This window comes from Megasphaera sp. SW808, from assembly GCF_012027795.1.
Lineage (GTDB): Bacteria > Bacillota > Negativicutes > Veillonellales > Megasphaeraceae > Megasphaera > Megasphaera stantonii.
This window is the reverse complement of record NZ_SJOT01000001.1, coordinates 35,400-57,896: the sequence shown is the minus strand read 5'-3', so window position 1 is coordinate 57,896 and position 22,497 is coordinate 35,400. Positions and strand designations below refer to the sequence as shown.

The 22,497-nt window shown below is 56.8% G+C and carries 17 protein-coding genes, 5 tRNA genes and 1 other RNA gene; 1 reads left to right on the top strand and 22 read right to left on the bottom strand.

Features of this window, described 5'->3' with window-relative positions; translation table 11 throughout:
* Window positions 1-2: 2 nt before the first annotated feature.
* The 21 genes from E0L13_RS00240 to tkt all read right to left on the bottom strand — a co-directional run bounded on the left by E0L13_RS00240 (window position 3) and on the right by tkt (window position 19,474).
* Window positions 3-1,238, bottom strand: coding sequence for an NAD(P)/FAD-dependent oxidoreductase (locus E0L13_RS00240; RefSeq protein WP_168059502.1), 1,236 nt, complete (start codon window positions 1,236-1,238; stop codon window positions 3-5).
* A gap of 17 nt (window positions 1,239-1,255) precedes the next feature.
* On the bottom strand, window positions 1,256-1,972 hold the full coding sequence (locus tag E0L13_RS00235; RefSeq protein ID WP_087477672.1) for a pseudouridine synthase: 717 nt from the start codon (window positions 1,970-1,972) through the stop codon (window positions 1,256-1,258).
* Window positions 1,944-2,546 carry an SMC-Scp complex subunit ScpB gene (gene scpB, locus E0L13_RS00230; protein ID WP_168059500.1) on the bottom strand — a complete coding sequence of 201 codons (603 nt, stop codon included), beginning with the start codon at window positions 2,544-2,546 and terminating at the stop codon, window positions 1,944-1,946. Before scpB ends, E0L13_RS00235 begins: the two co-directional genes overlap by 29 nt.
* Window positions 2,503-3,231 (bottom strand): segregation/condensation protein A, encoded by a 729-nt coding sequence (locus E0L13_RS00225; protein ID WP_168059498.1) that lies wholly within the window; start codon window positions 3,229-3,231, stop codon window positions 2,503-2,505. The genes scpB and E0L13_RS00225 overlap by 44 nt, the downstream gene beginning before the upstream one ends.
* 140 nt (window positions 3,232-3,371) lie before the next feature.
* Window positions 3,372-3,460 (bottom strand) — tRNA-Leu (locus tag E0L13_RS00220).
* Window positions 3,461-3,473: 13 nt separating this feature from the next.
* A tRNA-Cys gene (locus tag E0L13_RS00215) sits at window positions 3,474-3,547 on the bottom strand.
* Window positions 3,548-3,553: 6 nt separating this feature from the next.
* Window positions 3,554-3,628: transfer RNA gene (locus E0L13_RS00210), tRNA-Gly, on the bottom strand.
* Window positions 3,629-3,635: 7 nt separating this feature from the next.
* Window positions 3,636-3,711, bottom strand: a tRNA-Phe gene (locus E0L13_RS00205).
* 6 nt (window positions 3,712-3,717) lie between these two features.
* Window positions 3,718-3,794, bottom strand: a tRNA-Asp gene (locus tag E0L13_RS00200).
* Between the two features lie 188 nt (window positions 3,795-3,982).
* Window positions 3,983-5,518, bottom strand: coding sequence for a ribonuclease Y (gene rny / locus E0L13_RS00195; RefSeq protein ID WP_168059496.1), 1,536 nt, complete (start codon window positions 5,516-5,518; stop codon window positions 3,983-3,985).
* A gap of 163 nt (window positions 5,519-5,681) precedes the next feature.
* Complete coding sequence (locus E0L13_RS00190; RefSeq protein WP_168059494.1) at window positions 5,682-6,101, bottom strand: regulatory protein RecX; 420 nt, start codon at window positions 6,099-6,101, stop codon at window positions 5,682-5,684.
* Between the two features lie 2 nt (window positions 6,102-6,103).
* The gene (gene recA, locus E0L13_RS00185) at window positions 6,104-7,174 is read right to left on the bottom strand and encodes a recombinase RecA (protein WP_168059492.1); all 1,071 of its coding nucleotides are present in this window, start codon (window positions 7,172-7,174) and stop codon (window positions 6,104-6,106) included.
* Between the two features lie 10 nt (window positions 7,175-7,184).
* The gene (locus E0L13_RS00180; RefSeq protein WP_168059490.1) at window positions 7,185-8,438 is read right to left on the bottom strand and encodes a competence/damage-inducible protein A; all 1,254 of its coding nucleotides are present in this window, start codon (window positions 8,436-8,438) and stop codon (window positions 7,185-7,187) included.
* A gap of 16 nt (window positions 8,439-8,454) precedes the next feature.
* Window positions 8,455-9,786, bottom strand: coding sequence for a 30S ribosomal protein S12 methylthiotransferase RimO (rimO, locus tag E0L13_RS00175; RefSeq protein ID WP_168059488.1), 1,332 nt, complete (start codon window positions 9,784-9,786; stop codon window positions 8,455-8,457).
* Window positions 9,787-10,833, bottom strand: coding sequence for an extracellular solute-binding protein (locus tag E0L13_RS00170; RefSeq protein WP_168059486.1), 1,047 nt, complete (start codon window positions 10,831-10,833; stop codon window positions 9,787-9,789).
* Window positions 10,830-12,719, bottom strand: a complete 1,890-nt coding sequence (locus tag E0L13_RS00165; RefSeq protein WP_168059484.1) for a YgiQ family radical SAM protein — start codon at window positions 12,717-12,719, stop codon at window positions 10,830-10,832. The genes E0L13_RS00170 and E0L13_RS00165 overlap by 4 nt, the downstream gene beginning before the upstream one ends.
* Before the next feature lie 10 nt (window positions 12,720-12,729).
* A complete protein-coding gene (locus E0L13_RS00160; protein ID WP_095629993.1) occupies window positions 12,730-13,137 on the bottom strand; it encodes a helix-turn-helix domain-containing protein in 408 nt (135 codons plus the stop codon).
* Window positions 13,138-13,202: 65 nt separating this feature from the next.
* Window positions 13,203-15,668: a DNA translocase FtsK gene (locus tag E0L13_RS00155; RefSeq protein ID WP_168059482.1), complete on the bottom strand. Its 2,466-nt coding sequence runs from the start codon at window positions 15,666-15,668 to the stop codon at window positions 13,203-13,205.
* A gap of 19 nt (window positions 15,669-15,687) precedes the next feature.
* Entirely contained in the window at window positions 15,688-17,007 is a 1,320-nt protein-coding gene (locus E0L13_RS00150) for a replication-associated recombination protein A (RefSeq protein WP_168059480.1), read from the bottom strand.
* 86 nt (window positions 17,008-17,093) lie between these two features.
* Window positions 17,094-17,271, bottom strand: a non-coding RNA gene (gene ssrS, locus E0L13_RS00145) — 6S RNA.
* Window positions 17,272-17,485: 214 nt separating this feature from the next.
* Window positions 17,486-19,474 carry a transketolase gene (gene tkt, locus E0L13_RS00140; RefSeq protein WP_168059478.1) on the bottom strand — a complete coding sequence of 663 codons (1,989 nt, stop codon included), beginning with the start codon at window positions 19,472-19,474 and terminating at the stop codon, window positions 17,486-17,488.
* 184 nt (window positions 19,475-19,658) lie between these two features.
* Between tkt and E0L13_RS00135 the strand changes: the two genes are divergently transcribed.
* Window positions 19,659-20,420 carry an HAD hydrolase family protein gene (locus E0L13_RS00135; protein WP_168059476.1) on the top strand — a complete coding sequence of 254 codons (762 nt, stop codon included), beginning with the start codon at window positions 19,659-19,661 and terminating at the stop codon, window positions 20,418-20,420.
* Window positions 20,421-20,495: 75 nt separating this feature from the next.
* On the opposite strand, the gene E0L13_RS00130 is transcribed toward E0L13_RS00135, so the two are convergent.
* The gene (locus E0L13_RS00130) at window positions 20,496-22,487 is read right to left on the bottom strand and encodes a SpoIVB peptidase S55 domain-containing protein (protein WP_168059474.1); all 1,992 of its coding nucleotides are present in this window, start codon (window positions 22,485-22,487) and stop codon (window positions 20,496-20,498) included.
* Window positions 22,488-22,497: the final 10 nt, after the last annotated feature.

Below are 22,497 nucleotides of genomic sequence, written 5' to 3'. Positions count from 1 at the left end.
CCTTATTCCTCCTTTGCCGCTGCCATGCCGGCTACGTAGCCCGTCGAAAAGGCAGCCTGCAGATTATATCCGCCCGTATAGGCGTCTATGTCCATTACCTCGCCGGCAAAATACAGTCCCGGCGTCAGCTTGGATTCCATCGTCTTGGGATTGATTTCCCGCACGCTGACTCCGCCGGCCGTAACGATGGCTTCCTCGATAGGCCGCGTCCCCGTAATCGTCAGGGTCAGCGCCTGCAGCGAATCGACCAGATCTTGCCGCTGCTCGCGGGAAATCTGGTTGACCTGACAACGGCCGTCGATGCCGGCCTGTTCCAGCACGATGGGAATGAGCCGCTGCGGCAGCAGGTCTTTCATGGCGTTTTCCGCTTCCTTGCGGATGTATTTCTGGAAATCGCGCTGCACGCGCTGATCCAGCGTTTCCTTAGACAAGGCTGGCTTCAAATTGATGCGCAGCTGCATGGGATACTGGCATTGCTTCTTATGCGCCGCCGCCGCGCTGAGCATGAGGATAATCGGCCCCGACACGCCGAAATGGGTAAAAAGCATTTCGCCGAACTGCGAGGCCAGCATCTTCCCCCGCTTCCACAGGGAGGCCTCGACGTTGCGCAGCGACAATCCCGACAACGCATGGGGCCACGTTTCCTTCGTCGTAAAGGGAATGAGCGACGGCTTGAGCTCCGTCACGGCGTGGCCCAGGCTCTTAGCAAAGCCGTATCCGTCGCCGCTAGAACCCGTGACGGGATAGGACATGCCGCCCGTCGTAATAATGCAGGCATCGCCTTCATACTGCCCGGCCTGCGTACGGACCGCAAAAGTATCGCCCCAGCGCTGCACGGCCGTCGCCGCCTCGTTCAGGCGGATATGCACGCCGGCGCGGCAGAGGCGGTCATACAAGAGCTTGCGCACTTCAATGGCGCTGTCGGACTGGGGAAAAACGCGGCCGCCGCGTTCTACTTTCGTTTCCAGTCCCCACTGATGCAGCAAGTCCAGCAGGTTTTCATTGGAAAACTGGCCGTAGGCGCTGTACAGAAATTTCCCGTTTCCCGGCGTATGGGCGACGAACTCGTCCATGGCGCAGGCATTGGTCAAATTGCAGCGGCCCTTGCCGGTAATGCCCATCTTTTTTCCGACAATATTATTTTTTTCCAGCAGCGTAACCGACGCGCCCTGTCCGGCCGCAGCCAAGGCAGCCATGATGCCGGCGGCGCCGGCGCCGATGATAATGACGTGTTTCATCAGACGTTCCCGCCCTTTTATTTGTATTTATACAGCTCGGCGACTTCTTCAGGCTTCAGGCTGCGGTACGAGCCGCGCTTGACGCCGCTCAGGGTCAAGAAGGCGTACTGGACGCGGCGCAAATTGTGCACCTGAAATCCGAAATGCTCGATCATGCGGCGTACCTGGCGGTTTTTCCCTTCGTGAATCGTAATTTCTATCGTCGTCAGGCCGCTCTTGCTGTCGAAGCCGACGTAGTATACGTCGGCAGGAGCTGTCATGCCGTCTTCCAGCGGCACGCCGTCAGCCAGATTCTGCAGTATCGTATCGGAAATGCGTCCTTTGACTTTGACTTCGTAGGTCTTATCGACCATCGTGCTGGGATGCATGAGGATGTTGGCCAGCTCGCCGTCGTTAGTCATGAGCAGAAGGCCTTCCGTATTTTGGTCCAGCCGCCCTACGGCGTAAATGCGGTCCTTTTCCTTGCGGAAATAATCCATGACCGTCGGCCGGCCCTGGTCGTCGCTGGACGTCGTAATGACGCCCTTGGGCTTATTAAATAAGTAATAATGCTTAGGCTGCGCTTCCAGCCGTTTGCCGTCGACGAGGATGATATCCTTATCGGGATTTACCTTCGTCCCGAGCTCGCGGACGATGACGCCGTTTACCCGGACCCGTCCGTCTAAAATCATCTGCTCCGATGCGCGGCGCGACGCGATGCCGCAGTTACTCATTACCTTCTGTAGCCTTTCCATCTATATCCTCCTGTATCTCTTCGCCGGCAGGCGCCGTCAGCTCCGGCGGCACGCGGCCGGCCAGTTCTTCCAGCGAATCCATGCCGATGCATTCCAAAAAATATGCCGACGTGCCGTACATAATCGGCCGTCCCGGACTATCCTTCCGTCCCAAATCTACGATCAGCCCCTGCTGCAGCAGAGACGATAAAATGCGCTCCGACGACACGCCGCGCAGCTTTTCGATATCGGCCCGCGTGACAGGCTGCTTGAAGGCCACGATAGCCAGTACCTCCAAGGCCATGGGCGACAGCTCCGCCACGCCTGTCCGCACCCATTTGACTGCGTCGTACAGCTCGGGCCGCGTGACCAGCTGATACCCTCCGGCAACGCGGATGAGCTTGAGGCCGCGCCGTTCGTCGAGAACCTGCTCCAGCGCCGAAGCCGCCGCTTCCGTTTCTTCGCGGCTCCAGCCCGTATGGGCGCAAATATCGGCCGCCGTCATAGGCTGGCCGCTGAGAAACAGCAGCGCCTCGAGCAGCGCTTCCGGCTTATGCGTATGCGCCGGCATACCGCAAGGCAACGGCATTCCCATCCTCTCCCTCCGAAACAGTATGGCAGGTTCCCAGCTTAATGAGCTCCAATACGGCCAGGAAGGTGACGACGAGCTCGACCTTGGAGCGGCACCGGCGAAATACGGCCAGCACGGAAGCCGGCCGCGCCGTTTGGCGCAGCTGGTACACGACGCGCTGCATGCACTCTTCCACGCTGTATATTTCCTGTCGGATATGAACCTCCGGCGGCTTTTTTTCTTCCAGCGCCCGATATACGAGGCGAAAAGCCCGATATAAGGCGTCGCGCTCGATCTTCCCGACAAAGCGGGCCTGATAGGGCATAGGCGTCGCCGGCCGTTCCAGCATATGGCTCCGCTGCTCCCACAACGCGCCCATGACGCCGGAAATTTCTTTCATCCGCTTGTACTCGACGAGCTGGCGGACTAACTGGTCCTGCAGATCTTCTTCGTCTTCTTCCGGCTCCGCCTTAGGCGGTTTAGGCAGCAGCAGGCGCGACTTAATCTGCAGCAGCGTCGCCGCCATGACGAAAAACTTGCTGGCGTAATTGACGTCGAAGCCGTCGAGCTGGTCGACGTAGGCGTTGAACTGATTGGTAATCTCCGCTATGGGAATATTGTAAATATCGACTTTATTTTTTTCGATTAAATACAACAGCAAATCCAAAGGCCCTTCGAAATCAGATACTTTGTACTGATATGCTTCCATACAGACCGCCATTCTTATATTATAAATTAAATGAAAGAATATTACAAAAAAGGTTTGGATTTCCATCCAAACCTTTTAAACATTCTGTAAGACGTGCCGGCTGAAGCCAACGTAACACTCACAGTACTGTGTTATTCATTTGGTGCCGGGGACCGGAATCGAACCGGTACGGATATTTCTATCCGACGGATTTTAAGTCCGTTGCGTCTGCCAGTTCCGCCACCTCGGCACGACGAGAAATATGGAGGCGGCACCCAGAATCGAACTGGGGATGAAGGTTTTGCAGACCTCTGCCTTACCGCTTGGCTATGCCGCCATATTATGGAGCGGAAAACGAGGCTCGAACTCGCGACCCCCACCTTGGCAAGGTGGTGCTCTACCACTGAGCTACTTCCGCATGTAGATGGTGCTCAGGGACGGAATTGAACCGCCGACACGGGGATTTTCAGTCCCCTGCTCTACCGACTGAGCTACCTGAGCAAAATATGGCGACCCCGATCGGATTTGAACCGACGATCTTCGCCGTGACAGGGCGACATGTTAAACCGCTACACCACGGGGCCGTTTCATACTTATCGGAACCTCTCGCGTTCCGACAAAAAGTATTCTACCATGTCCCACTCGTTTTGGCAAGCCCTTTTTTTCATTTTTTTTATAATTTGCCCATTACGTTTCCCGAACTCCTTTGGCCCCCTGTATCAGGCGAAAAAAATCCCCTGCCCGGACAGGGGCAAGGGACTTGTATTCCATATTATTTTGCATAATCGATCATTCGCGTTTCCCGAATGACGACGACTTTGATCTGACCGGGATATTCCAGTTCGGCCTCGATCCGCTTGACGATGTCGTGAACGAGGAGAACACAATCCGATTCGTCGATCTTTTCCGGTTTGACCATGACGCGGATTTCGCGTCCGGCCTGTATGGCAAAGCAATCTTCGACGCCGTCGAAAGATTTTGCGATTTCTTCCAGTTTTGTCAATCGCTTCAGGTAGTTTTCCAGCGTTTCCCGTCTTGCACCTGGCCGCGCCGCCGATACGGCGTCCGCCGCCGACACGAGGACAGCTTCGATGCTCCGCGGCTCTTCGTCGCCGTGGTGCGCGGAAATACAGTTGATGCTCAGCTTGGATTCGCCGTACTTCTTGGCGACTTCCGCGCCGATAGATACGTGGGTGCCTTCCAATTCATGATCCAGGGCTTTGCCGATATCATGAATCAAACCGGCTCGCTTGGCCAGCGTTTCGTCTACGCCGAGCTCGGCGGCCATAATGCCCGCCAGCTGGGATACTTCGATAGAATGGCGCAGTACGTTCTGGCCGTAGCTCGTACGGTACCGCAGACGCCCCAGGATCTTGATGAGTTCCGGATGCAGGCCGTGAACGCCTGTTTCATACGTCGCCTGTTCGCCGGCTTCGCGGATCTTCTGGTTGACTTCCTTGCGGGCTTTTTCCACCATTTCTTCAATGCGCGCCGGATGAATACGTCCGTCGGCGATGAGCTTTTCCAAGGCGATGCGGGCGATTTCGCGGCGAATGGGGTCGAAGCACGACAAGATGACGGCTTCCGGCGTATCGTCGATGATGAGGTCGACGCCCGTCAGGGTTTCGATAGCCCGGATATTACGGCCTTCCCGGCCGATAATACGGCCTTTCATTTCGTCGTTCGGCAAGGATACGACGGAAACCGTCGTTTCCGCTACGTGGTCGGCAGCGCAGCGCTGAATCGCCGTGGCGATGATTTCCCGCGCCTTTCCTTCGGCTTCTTCCTTCGCTTCGTCTTCCATCATCTTGATCATTTGAGCCGTTTCGTGCTTTACCTCCGACTGCACGTTGCAAAGGAGGAGCTCCTTCGCCTCGTCGTATGTAAGGCCCGAAATCCGTTCCAGTTCAGCCATTTCCTGGGCGTGAAGCGCTTCGATCTTTTCCTGGATTTTCGTCACTTCGTCTTCCTTGCGCTGCAACGATTCCTCTTTCTTTTCTATGGACTCAAATTTCTTGTCTAAATGTTCTTCCTTCTGCAGCAATCGCCGTTCCATGCGTTGTAATTCGCTGCGGCGCTCTTTATTTTCCCGTTCGGCGTCCGTACGCAGTTTATGTACTTCTTCCTTGCCTTCCAGGACAAGCTCCTTCTTGCGGGCTTCCGCGCTCTGCTGCGCCGTGGAAATAATCCGCTGCGCTTCTACTTCGGCCTGCCCGATCTTGCCTTCGGCAATGTTTTTGCGGTAAATATACCCTGCGCCTACGCCTATGACGCCGCAGACGATTGCTGCGACAATGCTAGCTAACATGTACTGATTTCACCTCCCCTTCATCAAAAAAAGCCGAACAGCAGTCCGGCTTTTTTATATGAGTATGTGTTGTTTACGTCATCTTCAAAAAACCTACAATTATGCAAAATATTTGACCAGTGTCAACCGGCTCATTTAATTGTAAAATTTTTTGATAACTATGTCAAGAATAAAAGTCATCCACGACGTTTCGAATCACCGAGGGAGAAAAACCGCGGTATTGAAGAAAACGGGCGATTTTCCGCGCGTCCCCTCCGCCTTTGAAGCGCTGAGCCACCAATCGCCGCGCCGCTTCGTCCTCGTCGGGCCGCTCCAGCTCGTCGGGAACGGGAAGATCCCGTCGGCGCAGGCAGTTGACGATGTACAAATGGCCGTACCGCCCCTTCTGGGCATACTGCTTGTACACGGCCCTGGCCAGGCGCTCGTCGTCGACGAACCGCTCTTCCTTCAACTTGGCGATGACGGCGTCTATTACCTCGCCGGCCGCCTCATGCCGCTCCAGCTTGCGGCGCAGCTCGCCTTCGCTGAGAAAGCGGACGTTCAGCAGGCGCAGCGATTTCGCGTAGGCTTCCTTATAATCCATACTTATTCGCCGTCAGCTTCTGCCAGCGTGTCAGGCAAGTCATCGGCCTGCATCGGTTCTTCCATCACGTCTTCAAACTTTTCCGGCTCAGCGGCTAAGGTGTCGCGGATAATCTGTTCGATTTCGTCGGCAATGTCGCCGTGTTCTTTCAGGAACACCTTGACGTTTTCCTTGCCCTGGCCCAACCGTTCGCCCTTATACGAATACCAGGTGCCGCTCTTTTCGATGATATCCATAGACGCGCCCAAATCGAGAATCGTCCCTTCGCGGGAAATGCCCGTGCCGTACATGATATCGAATTCGCAGTTTCGGAAGGGCGGTGCGACCTTATTTTTCACGACCTTGACCCGGGCCCGGTTGCCGATGACGTCGCCGCCGGCCTTAATCGCCTCGCCCTTGCGGATTTCCATGCGGATAGACGCATAGAATTTCAGGGCCCGGCCGCCTGTCGTCGTTTCGGGGTTGCCGAACATGACGCCGACCTTTTCACGGAGCTGGTTGATAAAGATGACGATGGCCTTCGATTTAGCGATAATGCCGGTCAGCTTGCGCAGGGCCTGGCTCATGAGGCGGGCCTGCAGGCCGACGTGGGAATCGCCCATTTCCCCTTCGATTTCCGCCTTCGGTACTAAAGCGGCTACGGAGTCGACGACGATGATGTCCACGGCGCCGCTGCGCACCAGTTCTTCCGTAATTTCCAGAGCCTGCTCGCCGTTGTCCGGCTGGGAGATGAGCAGTTCTGCCGTATCGACGCCGAGATGACGGGCATAGACCGGGTCCAAGGCATGTTCCGCGTCGATGAAGGCGGCAATGCCGCCGCTCTTTTGAGCCGAAGCGATGGCGTGGAGAGCCAGCGTCGTCTTACCGGACGATTCGGGACCGTAAATTTCGATGACGCGGCCGCGGGGATAGCCGCCGACGCCGACTGCCAGGTCTACGGCCAGGGAGCCGGAAGAAATGACTTCCATATTCATCTTGTCGGCTATATCGCCGAGACGCATGATCGCGCCCTTGCCGAAATCCTTTTCGATCTTGCGCATTGCGTTTTCAAGCGCAGTTTGTTTCGCATCCATAATATGTCTCCTATTCTCCTTGTTTCAAGATATATTGAACGGCGTAATAAATGGCCCGCGCTGCCGCCCGGCGCTTGACCTCCGCCCTGTCTCCGGGATAGATGTCGCGGTGGGATACGGTGCCCCACGGCCCGTCTACGCCCGTATATACGAGGCCTACGGGCTGTGCCTCCGTGCCTCCGTCCGGTCCGGCAATGCCCGTCGTGCTGACGGCGATGTCCGAACCGTACAGCTGCCTGCTGCCCCGGGCCATTTCGCAGGCCGTCTGGGCGCTCACTGCCGTATATCGTTCCAGCGTCTCATGAGATACGCTGAGTATCTGTTCTTTCATTTCATTGCAGTACGTGCCGGCCGACCCGCGGAAATAGGCCGACGCGCCGGGCACGTCCGTAATCAGGGAGCCGACGAGGCCGCCCGTACAGGATTCAGCCGCGCTGATCGTCAAATTCCGGCGCAGGGCTTCCCTCCCCAATACGTGAGCGACTGTTTCATCGTCGTAGGCTACAGCCGTCCGCTGCAGGCGGCGGCGCATTTCTTCTTCCAGCGGCGCCAGCATGTCCTTAGCCTCCGCTTCCGTCCGGGCCCGCGCCGTAATGCGCACTTCGACGAATCCCGGACGGGCGTACATGGCGATGGTTGGGTTCGACTGCTTCGTCACTAAATCCATGAGCTTTTCTTCAATGAAGGCTTCGCCCATATCGTAAATCTTGATGTACAGCGACTGGATATAGCCTTGGGAACCAAAGGTACGGAGCAAATACGGCTTCAGCCGATGCTCGTACATCCAGCGCATTTCCGTCGGCGGCCCCGGCAAGTGGACAAGGAGCTTGCCTCCTTTATGAATAGCTACGCCCGGCGCAGTACCGGCTCCGTTGGAAAAGATATCGGCTCCGGCAGGAATCATGGCCTGGCGCTTCTGATTTTCCGTCAGCTCCCGGCTGGGATGATGTTCCTTCACCCATCGGCGGATGTCTTCGACGATGTCGGGATGATATTCCAGCGGCGCATCCATGACCTTGGCGCCGACGATTTTCGTCACGTCGCCCTGCGTCGGCCCGAGGCCGCCCGTCGTGATGACGATATCAGCCCGCGACAAGGCCGTGCGGAATACCTGCTCCATCCGCTCAGGATTATCACCGACCGTCGTATGGTATACGACGGAAAAACCAAGCCTATTGAGTTCCTTAGACAAATACCGCGAATTCTCGTTGACGATTTCTCCGAGCAGCAGCTCCGAGCCCGTCGTAATGAGTTCTACTAACACTGGATTCACCTCGCCGTCATACCAGCTCTGCCACTAAATCGTAGGCGAAGCCCTGAACGATGCGCACCTGCACCATATCGCCGGGCTGCACTGCTTCCGCGTCTTCCAGATAGGTCAGGCCGTCTACTTCCGGAGCCTGCACCTCAATGCGTCCTACGGCCTGGCGCACGCCGCCTTCTTCCTGAATGCTTTCTACGAGGAAGGTATGAATCGTCCCCTCCAGCTCCTGATTGCGCCGTTCCGATACCTTGGCCTGAATAGCCATGAGGGCGTGATACCGTTCTTCCTTGACGTCTTCCGGAATCTGGCCGTCCATTCGCGCCGCTGCGGTGCCTTCCTCCTGGGAATACGTAAAGACGCCGACGTCGTCGAATTCCGTTTCGTCGACAAAATCGCACAATTCCTGGAATTCTTCTTCCGTTTCGCCGGGGAAGCCGACGATAAAGGTCGACCGCAGGGTCAGCTTGCGGCCATGACTGCAAAGCTTTTTCATCAAATTGCGCACGTCTTCTTCCGAATCGCGGCGGTTCATGCGTTTCAGCACGGACTGGGAAATATGCTGCAGCGGCAAGTCGACATAGGGGCAAATCTTTTCTTCTTCGACGATAAGATTCATCAATTCGTCCGTAAAATAAGACGGGTATAAATAAAACAGGCGGATCCAGCGGACGTCGTCTATGTTGACCAGCTCCCGCAGCAAATCGGGCAGGAGGGACCGGCCGGCCAGATCGACGCCGTAGCTCGTCGTGTCCTGGGCGATGATATTGATTTCCTTTACGCCGTCGGCAGCCAGCTGCTTTACCTCTTCTACGACCGAGGCGACGGGACGGCTGCACAGGCGCCCCCGCACGTGCGGAATGATGCAGAAAGAACAGCCGTTATTGCAGCCTTCGGCGATCTTGACGTAGGCACTGTACGACGGCGTCGTGCGCATGCGGCTCGTATGTTCATCGTACAAGTGGCTGACGTTATCCATAAAGCAGGCCCGTTCGCCCCGATTCGCCGCTTCGACGGCTTCCCATATCCGGTCCCACGAGCCCGTGCCCAGCAGGGCGTCGATTTCAGGCATCTCCTTCAGCAGCTCTTCCTTATACTGCTGGCTGAGGCAGCCCGTCACGATCAGCAGGCGGCATTTGCCTGTCTTTTTATATTCGGCGGCCTGCAAAATTGTATTGACCGATTCTTCCTTCGCCTTTTCAATAAAGGTACATGTATTGACGATGATAATATCGGCTTCGGCCAAATCGTCGGTAATTTCCATATGTTTATCGCGGAGAATGCCCAGCATTACTTCCGTATCGATGAGGTTTTTCGAGCAGCCCAGGCTGACGAATCCAATTTTTTCCATTTACGGCTCCTTTCCGAAGCGGACCGACTTGATCCACCAATCCTGCAGGGACCGGCGGCCTTCGGCCGTATATTGTTTTTTCACGGGGAACAGCGCCAGGCCGTCCCCTTTCGCATCCAGTACGTTCTTTCCCGAATCGCTGGTATAGGTCAAATAGATGTGGCTTCTGCGCAGGATGCCGTCTACGTCGTCTGAAAACAGCCAATTCAGAAAAGCGTAGGCCATTTCGCCGTCGGTACACCACTTGGTAATGGCCGCGCCGGTCAGCCAGTACGACGTGCCGTCGCGCGGATAGATGATGTAGATAGGCGCTCCGTCCTTGCTGTACTGACGAGCCATCGCCGCATCGACGACGCCGGCGTCGGCGTCTCCTCCGGCTACGATACGCACGTTTGACGACATAGACTGAGAATAAGACGTCACATGGCGCTGCAGCTCGCGCAGATATCTTCCCGCGCCGTCTCTGCCCCGCATTTCCACAAAGGAGCAGAGAAAGTCGCCGGCCATATCCATGGCCGCCAGGTCGGGAAAGACGAGGGTCAGGTTCGGATCCTGAAGCAGTTCGTCCCACGTCTGGGGAGACAATCCGTTGCGCTCATAATAGCTGCTGCTGATGATAAACACCATGGGATTCAGCCACAGTCCGGTCCAGTACCCGCCGTCATCCTTCAAGGATGACGGCACGGCGTCGGTCTGAGGTGACGTATATGCTTGAAGCATGCTGTCCTTCTTTTGATCCTGCAGCACCTGTTCCGACGCGATGATCATATCCGGCGGCGACGCCAAATCCGGCGACTTTAAGAGCTGTCGGATCTGCCCGTCCGTGCGGGTCTGCACCTGCACGCGCCAGCCCGTCTTTTTATAAAATTCATCGGCCAGCCCTTTGTTTACGTCGTCAGGCATGGCCGAATACACGACGAGATGCCGTTCGGCTTCATACGCAGCCTGCTCCTCTGCCTGCTTTTGCTTTTCCCATACATAGCAGCTCAATCCCAGCAGCGCCAGGATGAACACTGCCACGGCCATCAAAGGCATATATCGTTTCATTTTCTTCCCCTCGTATCCCTGCGCCTCGTCTTCTTCGGCAGCTGCAAGCTGCCGCGGCGCTGCGGCGTCTGTTCCGGCCGCGTTCCTTTAAGACGGCGCGGCGGAATGAGGCATTTCGGGCCAAAGCCGATGAGATCCCGCCGGCCGGCCTGGCACAGGGCCTTGTACACGATATCGTAGTTCGCCGGGTTCTTATACTGCATAAGTGCCCGCTGCATCTGCTTTTCTTCCGGTCTGCGGACGACGTATACCTTTTCTCCCGTAAGCGGATTCATTCCCGTATAATACATGGCCGTCGACAAGCTGCCCGGCGTGGGAATAAAGTCCTGCACCTGCTCGGGCTGCATATGCATATCCCGCAGAAATTCGGCCAGCTCCACGGCGTCGCGGAGCGTACAGCCTGGATGACTGGACATAAAATACGGCACGAGGTACTGTTTTTTGCCCAGTTTGCGGTTTGCCTCGTCAAACCATTCTTTAAATTTCAAAAAGGCCTGTACGCCGGCTTTTCCCATCAAGTCCGTCACGTGCTTGACGACGTGCTCCGGCGCTACCTTCAGCTGACCGCTTACGTGATACTGACACAATTCTTCAACGAATTTCTTATTATGATCAGCCAGCACATAGTCATACCGCAGCCCCGAGCGGACAAAGACCTTTTTTACGCCCGGAACCTGCCGGATTTTTCGCAGCAGCTGACGGTAATCCTCATGGGACGTGTCGAGATTCGGACAGACTTCGCTTCCGATGCAGTGGCGGCTGCGGCAGGCGCCGGATATGCGCTGCTTGCCGCAGGCTTCATGGCGGAAATTGGCCGTCGGGCCGCCGACGTCGTGAATGTATCCTTTAAAGTCAGGCAGCTCGGTCATCCGCTTCGCTTCCCGCAGCAACGATTCGTGGCTGCGGTACTGGATAATCCGGCCCTGATGACTCGTAATGGCGCAAAAGTGACAGTGGCCGAAGCAGCCGCGCTGACTCGTCAGGCTGAACTGTACTTCCTGCAGGGCTGGCACGCCGCCGGCCTCGTCGTACATGGGATGCCAGCGCCGCTGAAAGGGCAGCTCGTAAATCGCGTCCATCTCCTCTGTCGTCAGCGGCAGAGCCGGCGGCGTCTGCACGACAAAGCGGTTTTCCGACGGCTGGATAATCGTCCGGCCGTAATACGGGTCCTGCTCTTCATATTGGATTTTAAAAGCCTCGGCAAAGGCTTTTTTGTCGTCCCGAACCTCTTCATAAGACGGGCACATGACGGCTTTATCCGACAAGGGCGCGCGGTTCGTCACATAGCAGATGCCGCGTATGTCGTACATTTCCGCCGTCGTCTTTCCTTCGGCCAGGGCGTCGGCAATCTCAGCGACGGACCGCTCTCCCATGCCGTAGCTTAATATGTCGGCCTTGCTGTCTAACAAAATCGAATGGCGGACCTTATTGGACCAGTAGTCATAGTGGGCGAAGCGCCGCAGACTGGCTTCAATGCCGCCGATAATGATCGGCACGTCCTTATAGGCCTCGCGCATGCGGTTGGCGTAGACGATCGTCGCCCGTTCAGGCCGGCGTCCCGTTTCTCCGCCCGGCGAGTAGTTGTCTCGGCTGCGGAACTTCTTCGCCGCCGTCTTTTCATTCAGCATGGAATCGAGGTTTCCCGCCGTAATCAACGCCGCCAGGCGAGGCCTTCCCAAGGCCTTAAAGGGCTCTGCGCTGTGCCAGTCCGGCTGGGATATGATGCCGACGCGGTATCCCCGGCTTTCCAGCACGCGGCCGATGACCGCCGCGGCAAAGCTGGGATGGTCGACGTAGGCATCGCCGTTAATATATACGAAGTCGAGTTGATCCCAGCCCCGTTCTTCCATATCCCGGCGGCTGGTCACTAAAAATTGACTGCTCATACTTCTCCTCTTATATCATAATCCACACAATTAACAGCAGGAACAGAATCACGCCGGCAATAATCGTAATTTCCGGCCATTTTCCATTTCTGCCTTTTTTCTTCGCTTCCTTGTGTTTCGCTCTCTTCTTGTCTTTGCTCCGGCGTACGGGCATGGCCGCCCGCACCTCCGGCTGCGGCGTCCGCCCGGTCAGCGACGCCTTATACGTGTCCACCAGCGCGCCGCCGTCCATTCCCAGGCAGTTTCCGTAATTTCGGATAAAGCCCTTGACGAAGACGACGCCGGGAATATCATCATATCTATCTTCTTCCAGCGCGGCCAGGTACTGGCGCTTAATGTTCAACGCATCGGAAATTTCCTTCAATGTCCGCCCCTGCCGTTCCCGTTCCGTTCGTAAAACTTCTCCAACAGTTGGCACTATATCCCCTCCTCTTACGTTGTATCTTTTTATTATATACCATATGGCAGAAGATGGGAACTGTTCTACATATTGCTCAAATATTTCTGCTGCACCTCGTCGGCAGTCATCAATATATCTCTGGCCTTGCTGCCGTTATTCGGGCCGACGATGCCCATGGCTTCCATCATGTCGATCATGCGGGCTGCCCGGGTATAGCCGACGCGGAAACGGCGCTGCAGCATAGAAGCCGACGCCTGGCCTGTTTCCAGCACCATGTCGATAGCCTGCGGCATGAGGTCGTCTTCAAAGAATTCTCCTTCTCCGCCGCCGTTTTCTTCCTGAGCCTTCTGGACGGACTCGCTGTACTGCGGACGGCTCTGTGCTTTGATGTATTCGACGACCTTATCGATTTCCCCGTCGGAAATAAACGCGCCCTGGACACGCAGGGGCTTCGACGCCCCCATGGGATAAAAGAGCATGTCGCCCTTGCCGATGAGCTTTTCTGCGCCGGCCATATCGAGAATCGTCCGCGAATCGACCTGGCTCGATACGGCAAAGGCAATACGGCTCGGCACGTTGGCCTTAATCAGGCCGGTCAGCACGTCGACAGACGGGCGCTGCGTCGCCAGGACGAGGTGCATGCCGCAGGCCCGGGCTTTCTGGGCCAGCCGGCAAATCGATTCTTCTACGTCGCTGGACGCGACCATCATCAAGTCGGCCAATTCGTCAATGATGATGACGACAAAGGGCATGGCCGTTTCCGGATGCAGCTCGTTGTACCGCGAAATATCGCGGGTCTTCGTGTCGGCAAACCGCTTGTAGCGGTCGTCCATTTCCCGCACGGCCCAGCGGAGGACGCTGGCCGCTTTTTTCGGGTCCGTCACGACGGGTGTCAGCAAATGAGGCAGGCCGTTGTAGTTCGACAATTCGACGACCTTCGGGTCGATGAGAATGAGCTTGACGTCCTCCGGCCGCTGCTTAAACAAGATGCTGGCAATAAAGGTATTAATGCATACGCTCTTGCCCGAGCCCGTCGAGCCGGCGACGAGAAGGTGAGGCATCTTCGTCAAATCGGCGATGACCGGGTTGCCGGCAATGTCCTTGCCCAGGCTGACGGGCACGCCGCCGGCGGCCAGGCGGAAGGCGTCCGTGTCCAATACGTCGCGGAGCATGACGCCGGACAATTTTTTATTCGGCACTTCGATGCCCACGGCAGCCTTGCCGGGAATCGGCGCTTCAATGCGGATATCCGTCGCCGCCAGCTTCAAGGCCAAATCGTCGGCCAGATGGACGATCTTGCTGACCTTGACGCCTGCCGCCGGCTCTAATTCGTACCGCGTAACGGCCGGGCCCTGGCTGGCGTTCAGGATTTTAGCGTCGATATTGAAGCTCTGCAGCGTTTCCTGCAGAATGCGGGCGTTCTGCCGCACTTCGTCGCTCACGCCGCCGCTCTGCTCCTTGCCGTGCTGCAAAATGGACAACGGCGGCAGGCGATACGTCCGTTCCCCCTGCGCCGTAGGCACCGCGCTGGCTCCGGCCGGACCGATATCGGCAGCCGTCGCCGTCTGTTCTACTTCGACCGGCTTGATATGGGCCAGCTCTTCGTCCAGCACGTCCGTCGTACCGGCAAGGGACGGCCGGTCTTCACCGGCCTCTTCAGCGTCACAATTCTCATCTTCCGGCTCATACGCCCGTTCATCTTCCGGCAGCTCATAGGCCTCCTCCCGGGCTGTATCGGCATCGTCGGACAAATCGACGCGCGCTGCGCCGCTTTCAGCATATACAGGCGTATAGGCCACGTCGTCTTCCTCTGTTCCTTCAGGCGGCGCAGGCTCCAACGGCACGGGCGTCTTCGGCAGGTCCAAGGGCGCCCGTTCTTTTTCTTCTTCCTTCTGGAAATCAAAAATATGGGGCCGGTGCCATTCTTTAATAGCCGTAGACGCGCCCTGCAGGCCTTCGACGGCTTTATCCGACATCTTGGACACTTCCTCCGACGCTTTATGCGATACGAGCGTCACAGGCTTGGAAATAGACCATTTTTTCCATATAATCGCCGTCACAACGCAGGCTATGATGAGCACCAGCACGGCGCCGAACTGTCCCAGGAGCTCCCGCAGTGCCGAAGACAGCACCGCCCCGATGACGCCGCCGCCGACGCGCAGGCTCGCCGGCATGAATTCCGTTCCTTCGGGAATAAAGACGACGTGAATCCAGGTCAAAAATAAACTGTATATCCAAAACCCGACCAGCCATTGCTTCGTAACGGGGCAGGCCTTGCGGATCATGATGTACTTCAGCCCCAGCACGATGAGGGACAGGGACGCGACGATGCGGCCGAAGCCAAAGCCATAGGCCAGCAGCCCGTCCAGGGAATAGCCGATGCTGCCCGTGTCGACGCCGATAATGCCAATCGTCGCAAAAATTCCCAAAAAGATACAGACCAATCCGATAATTTCAAATTTCAGCAGGGGCGCGCCTTGCTTCGCCGTCCCCGTTTTCTTTCTCCGTCCCGTCGTCCGGCCAGTCTTGCGTGTCTTACGTTCTGCCATTCCATTCACCTTCTATATCTCACTTGCCGCCTCGCCGTTCTCGCCAGCGCGCGGCTATGTCCTTTTCCTTGCCGTAAGCCGACGGCTTGTAATACGCCTTGTCTTTCAGAGGATCCGGCAAATACTGCTGCTCTACCCAGCCGCCGGGGAACGAATGGGGATACTGATACCCTTCGCCCCGTCCCAGGGAAGCGGCGCCGCTGTAGTGGCTGTCCCGCAAATAGGCCGGCACGTCGCCGCAGCCGCCGCGCCGCACGTCAGACAGGGCCGCGTCGACGGCCATGTAGGCGCTGTTGCTCTTCGGCGCGCAGGCCACGTACACGACGGCTTCCGCCAGGATAATCCGGCCTTCAGGCCAGCCGACGAGCTGCACGGCCTGAGCCGCCGCGTTGGCAATGACCAAAGCCTGCGGGTCGGCCAGCCCCACGTCTTCAGCGGCGCAGATGACCAGCCGTCTGGCGATGAAAGAAGGCTGCTCGCCCCCTTCGATCATGCGGGCCAGATAGTGGAGGGCCGCGTCGGGATCGGAGCCGCGCATGCTCTTGATGAAGGCCGACGCCGTATCGTAATGGGCGTCGCCCTTTTTATCATACGTATACACCTTGTGGCCGGCCACCTTTTCTACGACGTCATGGCTCAGCTCTCCCCCGTCGGGCACGAGCATCGCCGCCTGCTCCAGCAGGTTCAGCCCTACGCGGGCGTCGCAGTCGGCCAGGCGGGCCATCGTCCGCAGCACCTCTTCCGACGCGGCGAGGTGGTGAATTCCCAGACCTTTTTCCCGATCCCCCAGGGCCCGCCGCAGCACAGCGGCGATGGCCTCTTCCGACAGGGGCGACAGGGGCACGACGCGCAGCCGCGACAGCAGGGGCCGGTTGACTTCAAAATAGGGGTTCTCCGTCGTCGCGCCGACGAGGATTACCGTACCGTCTTCCACATAAGGCAGCAGGACGTCCTGCTGTCCCTTGTTGAAGCGATGGATTTCGTCGATGAACAAAATCGTCCGCCGCTGATACAGGTGCACGGCGTCCTTCGCTTCCTGAATGACCTTGCGCAGCTCCGCCGTGCCGGCCGTGACGGCGTTCAGCCGGACGAAACGGCTGTTCGTTTCGCAGGCGATGACGTGAGCCAAGGTCGTCTTGCCCACGCCCGATGGCCCGTACAGCAGCAGGGACGGAATGGTGTCGCGCTCGATCATGACCCGCAGAAACGTCCCCGGCCCGACAATCAGCTCTTGTCCGTATATTTCATCTAATACCTGCGGCCTCATCCGGACAGCTAAGGGCTCAAAGGATGCCTTCTGCCGCTCGCTGGCCATAGAAAATAAATCGTCTCCGCTCATTTGTTTGCTCCTCAGACTAAATAGAACGCCGCCAAGAAATCTTAGCGGCGACATGTATGTAAAACGTACGTATTATGAACAAGAAAAGAAGCCCCACCATGCCGTTTATAAACCGAGTTTTGAGCCTGCCTAAGCAGGTGGGTGTCCTCCTACAGAGGTCAGCAGTCCAGTGAAGGCATTGCTTCGCTATGCAGAGTCCGGACTCCCAATGTAAAAGATGTTGGTTCAAAACATCGAGACCATTTACGTACACAGTAGGGTTTTCTCTTGTTCCTAGTATAATAAAAAACGATTGTAAAATCAAGCCTTGACAATTTATTCCTCTTTGTTCCATGCATATTTCTTATGCATTTAAGAAATACTTGTACTAAAAAGCAAGGCATATCTTGTATTGCAGGACCTGGTAAAAGGAAAAAGCTGCCGGGACGAGCCGTGCAGCTTTTTCCGTCACATCGGGACTATGTGAAATAGCTCCCTATTATTTTAATACACTCTTTACCGTATTGGCTACGTTTTCTGCCGTGAAGCCGAATTTTTCAAAGAGCAGTTCTGCCGGAGCCGAGGCGCCGAAGCCCTGCATCGTAACGGTCGCGCCGTCGAGGCCGACGTATTTGCCCCAGCCGAAGTCGGAAGCCGCTTCTACGGCTACGCGGGCGCGGACATTGGCCGGAAGGACCTGGGCTTTGTAGGCGTCGTCCTGCTGTTCGAAGAGTTCCATGCAGGGCATGCTGACGACGCGGACGTCGACGCCTTCTTTCGCCAGCATATCCTTGGCTTCCACAGCCAAAGATACTTCGGAGCCGCTGGCGATGATAATTGCATCAGGCGTTTCCTTCGCCGCGTCGGCTACGATATAGCCGCCCTTCAGGGCTTCCTTGCTGCTGCCGGCAAGCTGCGGCAGATTCTGGCGGGTCAGGACGAGAGCCGTCGGCGTTTCCTGGCTCGTAACGGCCAGATACCAGCCAGCAGCCGTTTCCGTCGCGTCGGCCGGACGGAATACATTGACGTTCGGCGTAGCCCGCAGCATAGCCAGCTGTTCGATCGGTTCGTGCGTCGGGCCGTCTTCGCCGACGCCGATGCTGTCGTGAGTCAATACGTAGGTCGTCGGCAGCTTCATCAACGCGGCCAGACGAATCATCGGTTTCATGTAATCGCTGAATACGAAGAAGGTACCGGCATAGGGACGAAGACCGCCGTGGAGAGCCAGGCCGTTGGTCATGCCGCCCATAGCCAGTTCGCGGACGCCGAAGTGGAGGTTGCGGCCGCCATAGTTATCTTTGCTGAAATCGCCGGCGTCGTCCATATACGTCTTGTTGGACGGAGCCAGGTCGGCGCTGCCGCCGATGAGCTGCGGCACGAGGTCTTTCAGGCGGTTGATCATGATGCCCGACAGGTTGCGCGTAGCCTGCGGCTTGTCAGCGTAAGCCCAGAAATCTTCATTTTCCAGAAGAGCCTGCGCGTCTACGGCGCTGTGGAAGGCGTCCCATTTCGCTTTCATATCGGGATATTTCGCCGCATAGTCGGCAAACAAGGCGTTCCAGGCTTCTTCGGCCGCCGCGCCTTTTTTGCTCAGCTCTTCATAATGAGCGTATACTTCGTCGGGAACGTAGAACGGTTCCGTGCTCGGCCAGCCGAGGTTTTCCTTCATGGCGACGATGTTTTCGTCTCCCAGGGGCGATCCATGAGCCGAAGCCTTGCCCTGCTTAGCCGGGCAGCCGTAGCCGATCTGGGTATGAATCGTAATGAAAGACGGATGTTCCGTATCGGCTTTCGCTTCTCCGATAGCTTTGCCGATAGCGTCCAAATCGTTGCCGTCGGCGACTTCCAGTGTCTGGAAACCGAAGGCCTGCATCCGTTCCTGTACGTTTTCTGTAAAGGCAATATCCGTGCCGCCTTCGATAGAGATGTTGTTGCTGTCGTACAGGACGATCAGCTTGCTCAGGCCCAGCGTACCGGCCAAAGAGAAGGCTTCCGAGGAGATACCTTCCATCATGCAGCCGTCTCCGCCGAGGACGAAGGTATAATGGTCAACGACGGGATATTCCGGCTTGTTGAATACGGCTGCCAAATGAGCTTCAGCCATTGCCATGCCGACGGCCATGGACATGCCGGCGCCCAAGGGGCCCGTCGTAGCTTCTACGCCGACCGTGTGGCCGTATTCAGGATGGCCCGGCGTCAGGGAGCCGTCCTGGCGGAACTGCTTCACGTCGTCGAGGGTCAGGCCGTAGCCGAAGAGGTGCAGCAGCGAATACAGCAGCATGGAGCCGTGGCCGCCGGACAAGATAAAGCGGTCGCGATCGGCCCATTTCGGATTTTTAGCGTTGTGCTTCATATGGTTAGCCCACAATTCGTATGCAATCGGCGCGGCGCCCAGGGGAAGGCCCGGATGGCCGGAGTTTGCCTTCTGGATGGCGTCTGCCGACAACACGCGGATTGCATTTACACAAGTCGTGTCAATTGTACTCATGATTTACTCTCTCCTTTATACATTCCTTATAAACATACATACCTTTATTATGGTAAAACACAGCGATTCTGTCAATCCTCAATTCGCAAAAAACAGGGACCGCCGCAGAATCGCCTTCATGTTCTCCGCCGAATAGGGTATAATGAAAGCCGTACAGACATCTTGTCATCAGAAAGGACCTGTCATGGATAAAAAATATTTCTTTTTCGATATCGACAATACCTTAGGCCTCAGCATTTCCAGCATCATTCCGGCTGATACGGCCTATTGCCTGCGCCAGCTTCAGCGGCGGGGCCACTTCGTTTCCATCGCCACGGGGCGCCTGCAGTGCGACGCTCAGCATTTTGCCGACCGCTACGGTATTCCGGCCGTCGTATCCGACGGCGGCAGCAGCCTGTCTCTCGACGGCGAAATTTTGGAAATGGAAGGACTGCCCCTGGAGCCGTGCAAAGCCCTCCTGCGCGAGCTGGATGACCGCCGCCTTCCCTGGGCCGTCGTGACGGACAACACGATATGCCGCTATACGCCCTACGCCGACTACCCCTGCGCCGATCCGAAGAACTACATGAAAACGGTCGTGCGCCCCGTCGCCATCGACAGCCTCGACGCAGTCTATAAGATTACCTACGCCCGGCCGGCAGACGAACAAAACGAGCCGGACCAGCAGGGCCTTCCGCACCTGACCTACTTAGACCATACGTACCTCGTCGAGCCGACAGATAAGGGAAAGGGCATCCTCAACATGCTGAAGCGCGTCGGCGGTAGACCCGAAGACGCCGTCGTCTTCGGCGACGGGCTGAACGACATTTCCATGTTCCGCAAGCCCTTCTTTTCCATCGCCATGGGCAACGCCAAGGCGGAGCTGAAAGAACGGGCCGACTATATTACAGACGACAACGACAAAGGCGGCATCCTTCATGCCTGCGTCAAATTCGGCTGGATATAACATGTTATAGGCACTACGACAAAATGGGCAGACCTGCGGGCCTGCCCATTTTTAGCTTTCTTTATAGAGTTGGCATTACATCCTCGACGCCAGATCTACCAGGCGAAAGACGTCGTTTTTCTGTCCGCCGCCGTCCTGGCCGCCATGAGGCGCGTCTTTCTTATGTTCCCTCGGCTTTTCGTCTTCAGCCTCTTCGTCGCTGGCCGCCGCAGCTTCGTCTGCTTCTTCGCTGATGACGGCCTTCGCTTCGTTGAGCTGATGATTTTTAGCCAAGAAGGCGTCGCGCTCAGCCGGCGATACGACCTTAATCGTAATCTGCCCGTCGCCCTTGACGATGTAAGGCGTAGCGATAGACGACTTAGCGTCTTCCCTGTCGCCCGTATCGCTCAGTCCGCGCTTGTCGGGCTTGACGATATCCTTATTCTGCACCGGCGGTTCTTTGCCGCGGATTTTTTCCTTCACGACCTTTTCGCCGCCGTCGTCAATCATGCTGACGCCTTGCTGCAGAATCTCGATAACCAAATCGTTATTAGCGTCTTCGCCTTCAATGGTCTTCTTCAAATCGGCGAAATCCTTGTAATGGCGCAGCCGCTCGAGAATTTCATCGGTCAGGTTATAGCGCTGCTTTTCAATCAAGTACGGCAGGGGGATCACGCCGCCGCCGCGGATTTCCAGGACCATGTCGCCGAGGGGCTGATCCTTTGGGACGGTGAAGCTCATGGTCTTCACTTCATCGGCGCCGCGGTACGGATGGAGCTTGACCCGGAAATACACGTTGTCTCCGGGGCTGACGACGACGGGAGCCGCCGTCGCGTCGACGATGCGCGCTTCTTTCTTAGCCTGCGTAATATCGACGTTCATTTCGATATCCAGCACGGGATAGTCAATGAATTCGTTGTGCTTAAGTATATCCAGTACGTTGTACAGCTCGTCGATGCTCTTCTCGTTGATGTTGTCGACAGAGTAGTACATGTTGTGACGGCTGATGTCCTTATCCCGGCCGTTAGACGACCGGATCGTATAGGACAAGGTCGCCGTGCCGCCGCCGCTGCGGTCGATGGTCTTGTTGACCGTGTTGTATACCGTCGTGGCCGCCAGGACCGGCGTCAGCTCGTTGTCTTCAATGATCTTGACCCGCTTTACGTTATTCGCGCCCGTATCTGTGTCACGGATATTGATAGTCACGGGGATGCCCGCCGTCAGCCGTCCGTACAGGCCGGCAATGCCTGCTCCCCGGTCCTGGTTGATGCGGCCGATTTCCGCGCCTACGGACCCTAGCTTGAAGGAGCTGGACATATTATTGACAATGGTAAAAATATAGGCGTTGTGCATGAAGTAATTCATGCTGCCCTTTTTCAGGAACGGATGGCCGAAGGCGACGATGTTGTCGCCGTCTACGTAGGTCACCGTGCCGATAGCGCCCATCTTCATATCGCCGTTGACCAGCGACGCGGCTACGGAGCTTCCCGCTTCCAGGGGTGCCGGCGCTTCGTCGGCCGCTGCCGAGGCCGTATTGACAGGCATGAAGTTGTACTGAGGCAGCTTGGACGTCATCCATTCGGTCGACACGCCGTCGAAGCCGCTCACCATAAGAGGCGTCGCGATGGGAATCAGCGATGATTCCCTGGCGTTGAACGGACGGATTTCTTCCTTCGTCGGCACGTTCCACAGCTTGAGCATATCGCCGATAGGCGTAATCATGCCGACGCGGGAATTCGTAAAGGACCAGCCGTAGGCGATAGCCCCGACGAGCTTGCCGTCGATATACACGGGGCTGCCGCTCATGCCCTGGGCGATGCCGCCTGTTTCCTCTATGAGCGGTCCGGAAAACTTCGCCAATATCAAATCGCCGGACGGGCCGCTGTTTTTCATGACTCCCAGTATTTCTACGGGAAATGTTTCTATCGTATTGCCGTGAACTACCGTCTTGGCATATCCTGTCATGCCCTCGCGCACTTCGCTGACGTTCATGAAATCCTGAGCAAAGGCGGTAAGAGACATGGCGCAGCAGACAGCAGCCAGACATGTCCGCGCGGCGAGACGCCGCAGCATGCGTAATCGTATCATTAAGATTCTT

Excerpts from the sequence above, each read along its gene's own strand:
- E0L13_RS00240 (WP_168059502.1), bottom strand. The coding sequence starts at position 1,238 with ATGAAACACGTCATTATCATCGGCGCCGGCGCCGCCGGCATCATGGCT.
- E0L13_RS00235 (WP_087477672.1), bottom strand. The coding sequence starts at position 1,972 with ATGGAAAGGCTACAGAAGGTAATGAGTAACTGCGGCATCGCGTCGCGC.
- scpB (WP_168059500.1), bottom strand. The coding sequence starts at position 2,546 with ATGGGAATGCCGTTGCCTTGCGGTATGCCGGCGCATACGCATAAGCCG.
- E0L13_RS00225 (WP_168059498.1), bottom strand. The coding sequence starts at position 3,231 with ATGGAAGCATATCAGTACAAAGTATCTGATTTCGAAGGGCCTTTGGAT.
- rny (WP_168059496.1), bottom strand. The coding sequence starts at position 5,518 with ATGTTAGCTAGCATTGTCGCAGCAATCGTCTGCGGCGTCATAGGCGTA.
- E0L13_RS00190 (WP_168059494.1), bottom strand. The coding sequence starts at position 6,101 with ATGGATTATAAGGAAGCCTACGCGAAATCGCTGCGCCTGCTGAACGTC.
- recA (WP_168059492.1), bottom strand. The coding sequence starts at position 7,174 with ATGGATGCGAAACAAACTGCGCTTGAAAACGCAATGCGCAAGATCGAA.
- rimO (WP_168059488.1), bottom strand. The coding sequence starts at position 9,786 with ATGGAAAAAATTGGATTCGTCAGCCTGGGCTGCTCGAAAAACCTCATC.
- E0L13_RS00170 (WP_168059486.1), bottom strand. The coding sequence starts at position 10,833 with ATGAAACGATATATGCCTTTGATGGCCGTGGCAGTGTTCATCCTGGCG.
- E0L13_RS00165 (WP_168059484.1), bottom strand. The coding sequence starts at position 12,719 with ATGAGCAGTCAATTTTTAGTGACCAGCCGCCGGGATATGGAAGAACGG.
- E0L13_RS00155 (WP_168059482.1), bottom strand. The coding sequence starts at position 15,668 with ATGGCAGAACGTAAGACACGCAAGACTGGCCGGACGACGGGACGGAGA.
- E0L13_RS00150 (WP_168059480.1), bottom strand. The coding sequence starts at position 17,007 with ATGAGCGGAGACGATTTATTTTCTATGGCCAGCGAGCGGCAGAAGGCA.
- tkt (WP_168059478.1), bottom strand. The coding sequence starts at position 19,474 with ATGAGTACAATTGACACGACTTGTGTAAATGCAATCCGCGTGTTGTCG.
- E0L13_RS00135 (WP_168059476.1), top strand. The coding sequence starts at position 19,659 with ATGGATAAAAAATATTTCTTTTTCGATATCGACAATACCTTAGGCCTC.
- E0L13_RS00130 (WP_168059474.1), bottom strand. The coding sequence starts at position 22,487 with ATGATACGATTACGCATGCTGCGGCGTCTCGCCGCGCGGACATGTCTG.